Consider the following 13324-nt stretch of genomic DNA (forward strand, 5'->3'; position numbering starts at 1 on the left):
TGTCGGCGGCCTTCGCCCCCACGTATGCAACTGCTCACGATCGGAATCAACCACCACACCGCGCCTGTCGCCTTGCGCGAGCGCGTGGCGTTTCCGCTCGAACAGCTCAAACCGGCGCTCGACGCCTTCCAGGGCTTGTGGCGCGAGCGCGCGGCCTTGAACCCGCCCGAAGCGGCCATCCTGTCCACCTGCAACCGCACCGAACTGTACTGCGCCACCAATGACCGCGCCGCACGCGATGCGGCGCTGCAATGGCTGTCGAGCTACCACGGCTTGTCGCTCGACGAACTCGCGCCGCACGTGTACGCCCTGCCGCAGTCGGAAGCGGTCCGGCACGCGTTCCGGGTTGCGTCGGGATTGGACTCGATGGTGCTCGGGGAAACGCAAATCCTCGGACAAATGAAGACGGCGGTGCGCTCGGCCTCCGAGGCGGGCGCGCTCGGCACCTACCTGAACCAGTTGTTCCAACGTACGTTCGCCGTCGCGAAGGAAGTGCGCGGAACGACGGCCGTGGGCGCGCAGTCGGTGTCGATGGCCGCCGCGGCCGTGCGGCTGGCCCAGCGCATCTTCGACAAGATTTCCAACCAGCGCGTCCTGTTCATCGGCGCGGGCGAGATGATCGAGCTGTGCGCGACGCACTTCGCGGCGCAAAACCCGCGCGAACTCGTGGTCGCCAACCGGACGGCCGAACGCGGCGCCAAGCTGGCCGCCCGCTTCAACGGCCAAGCCATGCCGCTTTCGGACCTGCCCGCGCGCATGCACGAATTCGACATCATCGTCTCCTGCACGGCTTCCACGCTGCCGATCATCGGCCTTGGCGCCGTCGAGCGTGCGGTCAAGGCCCGCCGCCGCCGGCCGATCTTCATGGTCGACCTGGCCGTGCCGCGCGACATCGAAGCGGAAGTGGGCGAGCTGCAAGACGTCTTTCTCTACACCGTCGACGATTTGGGCGCGATCGTGCGCGAAGGCAACGCATCGCGGCAGGCCGCCGTCGCGCAAGCCGAAGCGATCATCGAATCGCGCGTGCAAGGCTTCATGCAATGGCTCGATGCGCGCAGCGTCGTGCCCGTCATTCGTCACATGCACACGCAAGCCGACGCGTTGCGCCGCGCGGAACTGGAGCGCGCCATGAAGATGCTCGCGCGCGGCGACGATCCCGCGGCCGTCCTCGAAGCGTTGTCGCAAGCGCTGACAAACAAGCTGATTCACGGCCCCACGCACGCGCTGAACCGCGCGGGCAGCGACGAGCGGGCCAAGCTCATCGATCTGCTGGGCGGGTTCTACGGGCACGCCAAACCGGACGAACCGTCCGGTCATTAGCGGCGCTCCACGCGCCGGCGCGGCCAATCGGCCCGTCCCATCCGTCTTTTCCACATTCTTTCCGGGGAGCATCGCTCCGCACATGAAAACGAGCATGCAACACAAGCTCGACCAGTTAACGACGCGACTGGCCGAACTGAACGACCTCCTTGCCCGCGGCGACGTGACGGCCAACCTCGACCAATACCGTAAGCTCACGCGCGAGCACGCCGAGATCGGTCCGGTCGTCGAGCACTATGCGCTGTGGCGCCAGGCCCTCACCGATTCGGCAACGGCGCAAGAGCTGCTCGCCGATGCGTCGATGCGCGAGTTCGCCGAAGAGGAGGTGCGCGCATCGCGCGACAAAATGGCACAGCTCGAGGAAGATTTGCGCAAGATGCTGCTGCCGAAGGATCCGAACGACGAGCGCAACATCTTCCTCGAAATCCGCGCCGGCACGGGCGGCGACGAATCGGCGCTGTTCGCGGGCGATTTGTTGCGGATGTACCTGCGCTATGCCGAACGGCAGCGCTGGCAGGTCGAAATGATGTCCGAGAGCGCGTCCGATCTCGGCGGTTACAAGGAAGTGATCGTGCGCATCGCGGGCCAGGGCGCCTACTCCCGGCTCAAGTTCGAATCGGGGGGGCACCGGGTCCAGCGCGTGCCGGCCACCGAAACGCAGGGCCGCATTCACACCTCGGCGTGCACGGTGGCGGTGATGCCCGAAGCCGACGAGATCGGCGAAGTCGAGATCAACCCGGCGGACTTGCGCATCGACACGTTCCGGGCGTCGGGCGCGGGCGGCCAGCACATTAACAAGACCGATTCCGCGGTGCGCGTGACGCACTTGCCGACCGGGATCGTCGTCGAATGCCAGGACGATCGCTCGCAGCACAAGAACAAGGATCGCGCGCTCAAGGTGCTCGCCGCACGGATCAAGGACAAGCAGGCTCACGAGCAACACGCGAAGGAAGCGGCGACGCGCAAAAGCCTGATCGGATCGGGCGATCGCTCGGAGCGCATCCGCACTTACAACTTCCCGCAAGGGCGCCTCACCGACCACCGGATCAATCTGACGCTATATAAACTCGATTCGATCATGGACGGCGATCTGGACGAACTGATCGCGGCCCTCGTCAGCGAGCACCAAGCGGAACTCTTGGCCTCGCTGGGCGAGGCCGACTGAAAGCGCACGCGCCGCCCTCGCCATGACATCCGATTTCGTCGCGCCCGCCGCGCCCGTCCCGCCGGCTCCGACTGCCCGCGCCTTGCTGCACGCTTCGCCTCTGCCGGCGCTCGAGGCGCGCATCTTGCTCGGCCATGCGCTCGGCTGGCGGCGCACGGAGCTCATCACGCGCGGGGACGAGCCGCTTGCCGTCGATGCAATCGCCCAATACCGCGCGCTCGAAGCACGCCGCGCTGCCGGCGAGCCGATCGCCCAGATCGTCGGCGCGCGCGAGTTCTATGGCCTGACCTTCGAGGTCACGCCGCAGGTCTTGATTCCGCGTCCCGAAACGGAACTGCTCGTCGAGACGGTGCTGGCCGCGATCGAACCGGCGCCTCGCCCGCGTGTCCTCGATCTGGGCACCGGCAGCGGCGCCATCGCCATCGCCATCGCTTGCACGCGGCCCGACGCGCGCATCGCGGCAGTGGATCGCTCACCCGAGGCGCTGACCGTCGCCGCGCGCAATGCCGCCAGGCTGCTCGACCCGGCACGCCCCGGCGGCGCCGTCCAATGGCGTCAGGGCGATTGGTACGCTGCGCTGGAGGCCGCCGAGCCGTTCGACGTCATCGTCTCGAATCCCCCCTACATCGCCGCACATGACCCGCATTTGAATGCCGGCGATTTGCGTTTCGAGCCGCGCGGCGCGCTCACGGACGAAGCGGACGGGCTGTCGGCGATCCGCGCGATCGTTGCCGGATCGGGCTCCTTCCTCGCACCGGGCGGGCGGCTGTGGCTCGAACACGGCTACGACCAAGCCGTAGCCGTGCGCGCCATCTTGACCGCAGCCGGCTTCACCGGCGTGCACTCGCTCTGCGACTTGGCCGGAATCGAGCGCGCCACGGGCGGCGCCGCGCCAAGGGTCGGTTCAACCCAACGTTGAGCCCAGGCCGCCCCTGCCTGGGGTAAGTCCAGCGTGAGCGTGAATGCATCGCAGGGCGAGCGTCGTCGCTCCGTTGGTCCGATCGGGCTTCCCTGCTGATTCATGCATCCGTTGTACTGATATGATCCAAGTTCGCCACCGTTCGTGGGGGCGGACCTGGCGGACCCCATCGAACCCAAAGCGGAGCTCAAAGTGAAGCGCGTACCGTTTCATTTCGCCAAACGTTTGGCCGTCAGCGGCACGGAGCTCAACCCCGAGGATCCGGCCGAGATCACGCACGCTAAGCTGGCGCGTATCGCCTTTGCCGAAACCTCGGCGTTTATCGCTCTTCTCAGTCCCGATGGCACGGTGCTCGAGTGCAACCGCGGCGCCCTCGCGCAGGCCGTCGCCCCACAGGCGGATATGGTCGGCCGCTCGTTGGCCGATGTCCTGCTCGCATCGGTGGAGGGCCACGAAGGCCGTGACGCCGTGCTTCAGGCTATCGCCCAGGCCGCGGCGGGCGAAACGGCGCGGTTCGACGCGCGCCTCGCGCAAACACGGCACAGCGAGCCGCCCCTCGTTCTCGATTCCACGCTGCGCCCGGTCAGAGACGACGCCGGCAACATCGCCTTCGTGTTGTACGAAGCCCGCGAAGCCACGCAGCAGCGCCACAACGAGGCCGCGCTCCGGGAAAGCCAAGCGCAAGCCAAGCGCGGGCGCCAGGCGTCGGCCCAGTTACTCGAAACCGAGCAACGGTTTCGTCTGCTCGTCGAAAGCGTGGTCGATTACGCCATCTTCATGCTCGACGCCGAGGGCTACATCACGAGTTGGAACGCCGGCGCGCAACGAATCAAGGGCTATCGCGCCGAGGAAATCATCGGCCAGCACTTCTCGCGCTTCTACACCGAAGAAGATCAGCGCAACGGCGTGCCGCAGCGCGTGCTGCAAAGCGCGGCGCGGCTAGGCAAGTTCGAAGGCGAAGGCTGGCGCGTGCGCAAAGACGGCTCGCGCTTCTGGGCCAATGCCCTGCTCGACGCGATCGTCGGCCCGGATGGCGAAGTCATCGGCTTTGCCAAGGTCACCCGCGATCTGACCGAAAAACGCAACATCGAAGCGCAACTGCGCCAATCGCAAAAGATGGAAGCCATCGGCCAGCTCACGGGCGGCATCGCGCACGATTTCAACAATCTGCTGCAGGTGGTGACCGGCAGTCTCGAAGGGCTCCAGCGGCGCGCAGGCAACCTATTGCTCACGCCACAAGGCGCGGACATGCAGCGCTTCATCGACAATGCGCTGCGCGGGGCCGACCGCGCCGCCAACTTGACGCGGCGCTTACTCGCGTTCTCGCGCCGCCAAACCCTCGACGCCAAGCCGACCGATATCGGCAAGCTCGTCGCCGGCATGTCGGATCTGCTGCGCCGCACGCTCGGCGAAGGCATCTCGATCCACGCCGTCAACGCGAACGACCTCTGGCGCGTGTCGGTAGACGCGAACCAGCTCGAAAGCGCCCTGCTGAACCTGGCCGTCAATGCCCGCGACGCCATGCCGTCCGGCGGCAAGCTGACGATCGAAACGGCCAACTGCCGGCTCGACCAAGCCTACACGGCGCGCTTCGAAGGCCTCGAACCGGGGCAGTTCGTGATGATCGCGGTGAGCGACACCGGCATGGGCATGAGCCGCGAGATCATCGAGCGCGCCTTCGAGCCGTTTTTTACGACCAAAGAAGTCGGACACGGCACTGGCCTCGGTTTGAGCCAAGTTTACGGCTTCGTCAAGCAGTCCGGCGGACACGTGCGCGTCTACAGCGAGGTCAACGAAGGCACTACGATCAAGCTCTATCTGCCTCGCCTCGGAAGCGACGTCGCCGAGCACGAGCAAGCCGAGCACCGGCCGACGCCGCAAAGCCGCGGCGGCGAGACGATCCTCGTGGTGGAAGACGACGAGTACGTGCGCACGGCGACGAGCGACATGCTGGGCGAGCTAGGCTACCGCGTGGTCATGGCGGCCGATGGGCCGAGCGCGCTACAGCTCGTCGGCGAGCATCCCGAGATCAAGCTCTTGTTCACCGACGTCGGCCTGCCCGGTGGGATGAACGGAAGACAGTTGGCCGATGCGGCGCGAGCGACCCGCCCCGACCTGCCCGTCTTGTTCACCACGGGCTACGCGCGCAATGCGATCGTGCACCAGGGGCGGCTCGACCCAGGCATCAACCTTCTGTCCAAGCCGTTCACGTTCGCGGAACTCGCCGACAAACTGGCCCTCATGCTAGCGGAGGCGCCTAACGTGCGGCGCTAAGCGCATCGGCCGGGGCCGATGAAATCCGCTATCATTTCGCTCTATCTCTCCGGTTTTTCACCGTTTCGCGCTCGGCGCGAAAACACAAGGTCAGTCATGGATACGCAAGAACGCATCAAGCAAATCGTCGATGAAAACGCCGTAGTCCTCTTCATGAAGGGCAACGCGCAGTTTCCGATGTGCGGTTTTTCGGGCCGCGCCGTGCAAATTCTGAAGGCATGCGGCTTGGACCAGTTCAAGACCGTGAACGTGCTCGAAGACGACGAAATCCGTCAGGGCATCAAGGAATTCTCGAACTGGCCGACGATTCCCCAGCTTTACGTGAAAGGCGAATTCGTCGGCGGCTCGGACATCATGATGGAGATGTACGAATCGGGCGAGCTGCAACAGCTGTTCACCGCGGCTTAAGGCTGAGCGTACGGGAGCCGCGTCTCGCGGCCCATCGCTCGAGCGCCACCGCTGCCGCCATGTCCCTCGCCAATGCGCCGCCGCACCGGCTGATCGTCGCGATCACCGGCGCCACGGGCGCGATCTACGGTATCCGCTTGCTCGAAACGATGCGGCGCATCGACGCACTCGAGACGCATCTCGTCGTGTCGAGCGCGGGCTGGCTCAATATTCAGCACGAACTCGGGCTGACCAAGGATGACATCCATCCTCTGGCGGGCGTCGTCCACAGCGTGCGCGACGTCGGCGCGAGCATCGCATCGGGGTCGTTCGCGACGGACGGGATGATCGTCGCCCCCTGTTCGATGAAGACGCTCGCCAGCATCGCGCACGGGCTGTCCGACAATTTGATCGCACGCGCTGCCGACGTCACGCTCAAAGAGCGCCGGCGCCTGGTGCTGCTCGCGCGCGAAACGCCGCTGAACCTTGCCCACCTGCGCAATATGACGGCCGTGACCGAAATGGGCGGCGTCATCTTCCCGCCCCTGCCAGCCTTCTACAACCGGCCGGCGTCGGTGGACGACATCGTCAACGATACGGTGGCGCGCGTGCTCGACATGTTTGCCCTCGGCCCCGCGCGCGCTGCCGCCTGGCCCGGGTTGCGAGGGCAATCGTAAGTTCGTGCGGCACTTCTGCCGCGCGGCGTCCTCTCTCGTTCCCGCCGCTTGCTCATCGGCATTCTCAACGCTCATGACACGGTCCGTTTCCTGAACGCCGGTTTATCCCGCCGGCGCATCGGCTTATGCTGCGTGATGTTATCGACGCATCGATGGACCACGCACCATGTCACGCTTACCTTCGCTATTCCTGTCGCACGGCGCGCCGACGCTGCCGATCGACCCGTCGATGCCATCGACCGAATTCGCCTCGCTCGCATCGACGCTGCCGCGGCCGCGCGCAATCCTGATGCTCTCGGCTCACTGGTGCACCGAGGTTCCCGTTGCGAGCACCGCCGAGGCTCCGGAGACGATTCACGATTTTTACGGCTTCCCGCGCGAGCTGTACGCGCTGACTTATCGAGCGCCCGGCGCGCCCGACTTGGCGCGCCAGGCGGCAGCGTTGCTCGCTCAGGCGCAGATCCCCGCGAAAACGCAACCGCATGGCCTCGATCACGGCGCGTGGGTGCCGCTGCTGCTGATGTATCCGCAGGCCGACATCCCCGTCGCGCAACTGTCGATTCAGCCGCACCGCGACCCCGCGCATCACTATGCCCTCGGACGGGCGCTGCGGCCGTTGGCGGAGGAAGGGGTGCTGATAGTCGGCTCCGGTCAAATCACGCACAACTTGCGCGCAGCCGACTTCGGCGCCAAGCCGGGCGACGCGGACCCGCGTGTCGCCGAATTTACCGGCTGGTTCGAAGCGCGGCTGGCCGAACGCGACGTCGATGCATTGTTGGACTATCGGCGCCGCGCACCGCACGCCGAGTTCATGCACCCGACCGACGAGCATTTGCTGCCGATCTTCGCCTCGCTTGGCGCCGCGGCCGACGGCTACGTGCTGCAAATTCAATCGCTCGGCACGTTCCAGCGCGCGCTGGCAATGACCAATTACGTCTTTGCGGGCTGAGGCAGGGGCTCGAACCTTCTCGGCCTTCGAACGCGCTTCCACCGCTGCGAACCCAAGAAAAAGCGAAGGCCCGTCTGACGCCTCGTCAAACGGGCCTTCGCTCGTCTTCTTGCTCGATGCGCTCGATCCGCGCGCAACGCGCGGCGGACCTCACGTCAGGTTAGACACCCACCCCTTCGAGAATGTCTTCTTCCGACTCGCGCTCGTCCAGATAACGCGTGCGATAGCCGGTGTTGACGCCCCAGAAGTAGAAAATCAGCGAGATGACGGCCACGACCAGCATATCCCAGCCATACGGCAAGACGCCGATGCCGCCGAACTGCTTGCTGCCGAGAATCGACAGCGCCGCCATCGTAGGCAGATAGGCGACGAGCCACCAAGCCGCCTTCAGATCGCCGCCCCAGCCGCCCCAGCCCGACTTGCCCTGGTAATAGAAGTAGATTGGCAGCGCGACGATCATCAGCAGAATGATCTCGCCGGTGAGCGGCCACTTCGCCCAATACAGCACCAGCGAGGCGCAAACGAACGCGAACGGCGCGATGATGCCCATGAACGGCAATTTCAACGGCCGCTCGACGTCCAGCGCTGTGCGGCGCAGCGCCATCAGGCTAATCGGCCCGGTCAGGTACGAAATGACGGTGGCGACCGAAATGACTGCGGCAAGCGAGCTCCAGCCGCGGAAGAAGAACATGAAGACGAACGAGACGGCCAGGTTGAACCACATCGCGTTGCGCGGCACGCCGTAGAACGGGTGCACGTTGCCGAACATCTTCGGCAGCGTATTGTTGCGCTCCATCGCGTAGATCATGCGCGTGGTCGTCGCCATGTACGTCGTGCCGGTGCCGCTCGGGCTCACGAATGCATCGACGTAGAGCATGATGGCAAGCCAGTTCAGGTTCAGCGCGATCGCGAGTTCGGCGAACGGCGAGGCGAAGTTGAAGTGGCTCCAACCCTTGGCGACATCGGCCGGATTGACGGCGCCGATATAGGCGAGTTGCAGCAGCACGTAGATCACGAGCGCCAGCAGAATCGAACCGATCACGGCGAACGGCACGCTCTTGGACGGGTTGCGCGCCTCGCCGGCCAAGTTGACCGGGCTTTGGAAGCCATTGAAGCTGAACACGATCCCGCTCGTCGCCACGGCCGTGAACACGGCCGACCAGCCATAGGGCGCGAATTCGCTCGAGGTGCCGAAGTTCTCGCTATGGAAGCCCGACGCCAACAGGCCCGCGATCGTCAGCCCCGGGATGATGAACTTGAACACGGTGATGGCCGTGTTCGCGCGCGCAAACACTTTCACGCCCCAGTAGTTCAGCATGAAGTAGACGATGACGAGCAACGCCGAGAGCAGCAGCCCTGGCGGCGTCAGCGATCCGTTCACGAACAAGTTGTGCGCCCACTCGTAGGGCCACGTGCTCATGTACTGGATCGACGCCTCGGCTTCGATGGGGATCACCGACACGATGGCGATCCAGTTCGCCCACGCGCTGATGAAACCAACTAGCGCGCCGTGCGAATAGCGGGCATAGCGCACCATACCGCCCGACTCGGGGAACATCGCGCCCAATTCCGCGTAGGTGAGCGCGATCGCCAAAATGACGACGGCGCCGATGATCCACGCACACACGGCGGCGGGTCCGGCGATCTTGGCAGCTTTCCACGCGCCGAACAGCCAGCCGGAGCCGATGATGGAACCCAAGCCGGTGAGCATCAGCGCAAACGGCCCGATGTTCCTTTGAATAGAACTTTTCACAACCTCTCCTTGGGGATATACGAATGGCGCGCGGGGGGACGCGCTGGTTCTGCAAGAAGCGTGCAACCGGGCGAGCGGGGCGGCAGGGGAGCCGCAACTTGGCGCAACCGCACCGGCGCGGCGCGTAGTTTACCGGTTGGATTCACTTAATTGGTGCGAAATGATCCGGCACCAGCAAAAAAACCGCCGACGCATGAAAGCCTTGTAAGAACTTGCGCCGAGCGGCTCGTCCGGGTGCGTTTATTGCGCCGCGAAATATTGTTGACGTCCGGCAGAATTCGCCGTATAACAACGGTGCAGGATTTCAAGTGGCGAGTGTGGATTGGTCTTTCGTAGTTCGCCCCCATCAGGTACTCCGGTTGTCCTATTACCCTTCCTTGATTTTCGTGCGCTCCCAGGCTTCGGCCTTTTTTATCCAGATTTAGGAATTTGTAATATGGAAACCGGTACCGTCAAGTGGTTCAACGACGCAAAGGGCTTTGGCTTCATCACCCCCGATGGTGGCGGCGAAGATCTCTTCGCGCACTTCTCGGAAATTCGCGTTGAAGGCTTCAAGACGCTGCAAGAAAACCAAAAAGTGTCGTTCGAAGTGAAGACGGGCCCCAAGGGCAAGCAAGCTGCGAACATCAAGCCGGTCTAAAGGCTGATTCGCTGTCTGGCGCTCCCGTTATCAAGCGGTGAGTCGTCGCCCAGGCAGCGCGCTTCGCAAACAAAAACCCCGCGATATGCGGGGTTTTTGCATTGGACGGTCGATGCCGCACGTCCGGATTGCTGCGGCCGCACGCCGGGACGGTGTGCCGAAAGACTCGCTCGGTTGCCGCGAATACGCTTGGGCAGCGCGTTAAGCGAACAGGCGTTGAGCGTGGATGCCCAGGCCCGCGGCGACACTCGCCAGGCGATCGCCGAATACGGGGCGGGCAGCCGGGAAAGCGGCGCACAGCGCCTGCGTCAAGAAGTGCAAGCCCGTCGAGCCGCCCGTGAAATACAGTGCGTCCACGTCACCCGGCGCCACGCCCGCGGCCCTCACGGTCTCGCGCGCCGCCTCGGAAATGCGCCGCGTCTCGTCCTCGCCTGCCGCGATCAGTTGCGCTTCGTCGAAGGCAACACGCAAGTCGGTTTCAACGTCGTCCAGATCGATCGAAGTCTCCCCGCCCGCCGCAACGCCGATTTTGGCCTCTTCCGCGCGCGCGGCGAGCGCATGGCCCAGCCGGCGCTCGACCACCCGCATGAGCCGCTCGTGGTGGCGCACGTCGCGGTACAGATGCCGCATCAGCGTCAACTCGCCAATTCTTTTGCCCGAGTAGACGGTGTTGATCAAATGCCACGTGGCCAAGTCGAAGTAGATGCGGTTCGGGACTTCGCGGCCCTCGGGATCGAGGGAGCGGTAGCCCAGCTCGGGCAAGATCGTTTCCATCTCGACGCGCCGGTCGAAGTCGGTCCCGGCCACATGGACCCCGTGATGCGCGAGCACGTCGTCCTTACGCTCGATGCGGCGCATGCGCTCGGGCCCCACTCGCACGAGGGAGAAGTCGGACGTCCCGCCGCCGATATCGGCGACGAGCACCAGCGCTTCAGCGCTCAACCGCGACTCGTAGTCGAAAGCGGCGGCGATCGGCTCGTATTGGAAATGAATTTCGCCCAAGCCCGCCGCCTGCGCGGCGCCGGCCAACTGGCGTTGCGCTAGCGCATCCGCGCGCGGATCGTCATCGACGAAAAATACCGGGCGTCCGAGCACGGCTCGTTCGATCGGCACGCCTGCGCACAATTCCGCTTGGCGCTTGAGGAACCCAACGAAGATCGCGACAATTTCGGTGTACTTGATCGCACTGCCGTCGCCGAGGTCCGTGGCAGTTTCCGCCAGTGGCGAGCCCAAGATACTTTTCAGCGAACGCATCAAGCGCCCGTCGAAACCGTCGATGTACTCGGCGAGCGCGGCGCGGCCGTAGGCCCGCGTATGTTCGTCCGTGTTGAAGAAAACCGCGGTGGGCAACGTCGTATGGGCGCCTTCGACGGGAGCCAGCACCATCGTCTCGCCGCGCGGTAGGGCCACGGCCGAGTTGGACGTGCCGAAGTCGATCGCACAGTAGGGCTTCGCTTTCATCGCAACTCGCTTTATGCCAACACAACAGAAGGGAGCGCTTTTTATCACGAACTGACCGATAGGAGCAATCGGTGCGCCATTCGAGATAGTACTTGGTCGGCGCATTCGCCACGGCCGGGCACGCTGTTTGCGCGCCCCGCCAACGGTCCATCGACAAGGCTGCGCGACGCGCCCAAGCCAGCCCCAGCCCAACCTCAGGAGATGCCGTTCCATGAAAGCGCCTTCGCCCCTGCCACGCCCCGCCGCGCCGGAGGCGGGGCTCGGTGCGCTCGACACCCCGGCGCCGGCCCCGGAGCCGACGGCGCCGGCGGCTACGCTTGCCGAGCCGCGTGACGACATCTTCGAAACCGACTTGCCGTCGCGGCTCGATCGCCTGCCGTGGGGCCGCTTTCATACGTTGATTGTCATCGCGCTGGGCGTGACGTGGCTGCTCGATGGGCTCGAAGTCACGCTCGCAGGCGCGGTGGCGGGCGCGCTCAAGGCCAGCCCCGCGCTGCATTTGACCGACGCCGACATCGGCCTGGCCGGCAGCGCCTACATCGCAGGCGCGGTGCTCGGCGCGCTCGGCTTTGGCTGGCTCACCGATCGGCTCGGGCGCCGCAAACTGTTTTTCGCAACACTGGGCTTGTATCTGGCCGCCACCGCAGCTACGGCGTTCTCATGGAACTTCGCCAGCTTCGCAGTACTGCGCTTTTTGACGGGAGCCGGCATCGGTGGCGAATACGCGGCCATCAATTCGACGATCCAAGAATTCACGCCGGCACGCGTGCGCGGCTGGACCGACCTCGGCATCAACGGAACGTTCTGGGTGGGCGCGGCGCTTGGCGCGGGCGGCTCGCTCGTGTTGCTCGACCCCAGCGTCGTTCCGGGCGACTTGGGCTGGCGCGCCTGCTTTTTCATCGGCGCGGCGCTCGCGCTCGTCATCGTTTTCATGCGCGTCTGGGTGCCGGAAAGCCCCCGCTGGCTGCTCACGCACAACGAACCCCATCAAGCACACAGCATCGTGGAGGCCATCGAGGCTCGCTTTCATCGCGCCGGGCGTGCGCCGCTTTCCAACGAACTCGAGACGCTGCGGTTTGCGCGGCGCGACGGCACGCCCCTCGCGGAGGTGTTCACGGCGCTGTTCGTCACGCACCGGCGCCGATCTTTGGTCGGCCTCGCATTGATGACGGCCCAGGCATTCTTCTACAACGCGATCTTCTTCACCTATGCACTCGTACTGACCGACTTTTATCACGTGCCGAGCGGAGAAGTCGGCCGCTACCTGCTACCGTTCGCCCTCGGCAACTTTCTCGGCCCGATCGTGCTCGGCCATGCGTTCGATGCGATCGGGCGCCGCACGATGATCGCGGCTACCTACGCCCTTTCGGGGCTGCTGCTCACGGGTAGCGGCTACCTGTTCGCGCAGGGGATGCTGACCGTCGAGCAGCAAACCGTCGCTTGGATGGTGATTTTCTTCTTTGCTTCGGCCGCCGCGAGCTCGGCCTACTTGACCGTGAGCGAATCGTTCCCGCTCGAGATTCGCGCGCTTGCCATCGCCGTCTTCTATGCCCTGGGCACCGCGCTCGGCGGTATTGCCGGCCCCGCGCTCTTCGGCCGGCTCATTGATACCCAGCAGCGCAGCGCCGTGTTCGAAGGCTACCTGCTCGGCTCGGCGCTGATGCTGGCGGCCGCCGCGATTGCGGCAATCTGGGGCATCGACGCCGAGCGCAAAGCGTTGGAACAAGTCGCCACGCCGCTTTCCGCGCTAAGCGACGACGCCGACGCACGCTGAGCACC

Annotated in this window: 11 protein-coding genes; 9 read left to right on the forward strand and 2 right to left on the reverse strand. The window is 65.0% G+C overall.

What is annotated here, in order from left to right; translation table 11 throughout:
- Nucleotides 1-24 precede the first annotated feature (24 nt).
- From hemA to MMB74_RS19210, 7 genes are all read left to right on the forward strand, one after another.
- Nucleotides 25-1320 carry a glutamyl-tRNA reductase gene (gene hemA / locus MMB74_RS19180; RefSeq protein ID WP_277430252.1) on the forward strand — a complete coding sequence of 432 codons (1296 nt, stop codon included), beginning with the start codon at nucleotides 25-27 and terminating at the stop codon, nucleotides 1318-1320.
- Between the two features lie 82 nt (nucleotides 1321-1402).
- The gene (gene prfA / locus MMB74_RS19185; RefSeq protein ID WP_277430253.1) at nucleotides 1403-2485 is read left to right on the forward strand and encodes a peptide chain release factor 1; all 1083 of its coding nucleotides are present in this window, start codon (nucleotides 1403-1405) and stop codon (nucleotides 2483-2485) included.
- A gap of 22 nt (nucleotides 2486-2507) precedes the next feature.
- Entirely contained in the window at nucleotides 2508-3404 is an 897-nt protein-coding gene (gene prmC / locus MMB74_RS19190) for a peptide chain release factor N(5)-glutamine methyltransferase (protein WP_277430254.1), read from the forward strand.
- 192 nt (nucleotides 3405-3596) lie between these two features.
- Nucleotides 3597-5678, forward strand: a complete 2082-nt coding sequence (locus MMB74_RS19195) for a PAS domain-containing sensor histidine kinase (RefSeq protein ID WP_277430255.1) — start codon at nucleotides 3597-3599, stop codon at nucleotides 5676-5678.
- A 96-nt stretch (nucleotides 5679-5774) separates the two neighbouring features.
- Nucleotides 5775-6086, forward strand: coding sequence for a Grx4 family monothiol glutaredoxin (gene grxD / locus MMB74_RS19200; protein WP_277430256.1), 312 nt, complete (start codon nucleotides 5775-5777; stop codon nucleotides 6084-6086).
- 59 nt (nucleotides 6087-6145) lie between these two features.
- The gene (locus MMB74_RS19205; protein ID WP_277430257.1) at nucleotides 6146-6742 is read left to right on the forward strand and encodes a UbiX family flavin prenyltransferase; all 597 of its coding nucleotides are present in this window, start codon (nucleotides 6146-6148) and stop codon (nucleotides 6740-6742) included.
- A gap of 166 nt (nucleotides 6743-6908) precedes the next feature.
- Nucleotides 6909-7691 carry a class III extradiol ring-cleavage dioxygenase gene (locus tag MMB74_RS19210; RefSeq protein ID WP_277430258.1) on the forward strand — a complete coding sequence of 261 codons (783 nt, stop codon included), beginning with the start codon at nucleotides 6909-6911 and terminating at the stop codon, nucleotides 7689-7691.
- A 160-nt stretch (nucleotides 7692-7851) separates the two neighbouring features.
- Here MMB74_RS19210 and MMB74_RS19215 read toward each other — a convergent pair whose 3' ends face one another.
- On the reverse strand, nucleotides 7852-9444 hold the full coding sequence (locus MMB74_RS19215; protein WP_277430259.1) for an APC family permease: 1593 nt from the start codon (nucleotides 9442-9444) through the stop codon (nucleotides 7852-7854).
- A gap of 436 nt (nucleotides 9445-9880) precedes the next feature.
- On the opposite strand from MMB74_RS19215, the gene MMB74_RS19220 reads away from it, so the two are divergent.
- Nucleotides 9881-10084, forward strand: a complete 204-nt coding sequence (locus MMB74_RS19220; RefSeq protein ID WP_277430260.1) for a cold-shock protein — start codon at nucleotides 9881-9883, stop codon at nucleotides 10082-10084.
- 201 nt (nucleotides 10085-10285) lie between these two features.
- Here the strand turns inward: MMB74_RS19220 and MMB74_RS19225 are convergent, their stop codons facing one another.
- Nucleotides 10286-11545, reverse strand: coding sequence for an Hsp70 family protein (locus MMB74_RS19225; protein ID WP_277430261.1), 1260 nt, complete (start codon nucleotides 11543-11545; stop codon nucleotides 10286-10288).
- A 211-nt stretch (nucleotides 11546-11756) separates the two neighbouring features.
- Between MMB74_RS19225 and MMB74_RS19230 the strand changes: the two genes are divergently transcribed.
- Nucleotides 11757-13319 (forward strand): MFS transporter, encoded by a 1563-nt coding sequence (locus MMB74_RS19230; protein ID WP_277430262.1) that lies wholly within the window; start codon nucleotides 11757-11759, stop codon nucleotides 13317-13319.
- Nucleotides 13320-13324 lie beyond the last annotated feature (5 nt).

Source organism: Trinickia sp. Y13 (genome assembly GCF_029522115.1).
In the GTDB taxonomy this organism is placed as follows: domain Bacteria; phylum Pseudomonadota; class Gammaproteobacteria; order Burkholderiales; family Burkholderiaceae; genus Trinickia.

Excerpts from the sequence above, each read along its gene's own strand:
- hemA (WP_277430252.1), top strand. The coding sequence starts at position 25 with ATGCAACTGCTCACGATCGGAATCAACCACCACACCGCGCCTGTCGCC.
- prfA (WP_277430253.1), top strand. The coding sequence starts at position 1,403 with ATGAAAACGAGCATGCAACACAAGCTCGACCAGTTAACGACGCGACTG.
- prmC (WP_277430254.1), top strand. The coding sequence starts at position 2,508 with ATGACATCCGATTTCGTCGCGCCCGCCGCGCCCGTCCCGCCGGCTCCG.
- grxD (WP_277430256.1), top strand. The coding sequence starts at position 5,775 with ATGGATACGCAAGAACGCATCAAGCAAATCGTCGATGAAAACGCCGTA.
- MMB74_RS19205 (WP_277430257.1), top strand. The coding sequence starts at position 6,146 with ATGTCCCTCGCCAATGCGCCGCCGCACCGGCTGATCGTCGCGATCACC.
- MMB74_RS19210 (WP_277430258.1), top strand. The coding sequence starts at position 6,909 with ATGTCACGCTTACCTTCGCTATTCCTGTCGCACGGCGCGCCGACGCTG.
- MMB74_RS19220 (WP_277430260.1), top strand. The coding sequence starts at position 9,881 with ATGGAAACCGGTACCGTCAAGTGGTTCAACGACGCAAAGGGCTTTGGC.
- MMB74_RS19225 (WP_277430261.1), bottom strand. The coding sequence starts at position 11,545 with ATGAAAGCGAAGCCCTACTGTGCGATCGACTTCGGCACGTCCAACTCG.
- MMB74_RS19230 (WP_277430262.1), top strand. The coding sequence starts at position 11,757 with ATGAAAGCGCCTTCGCCCCTGCCACGCCCCGCCGCGCCGGAGGCGGGG.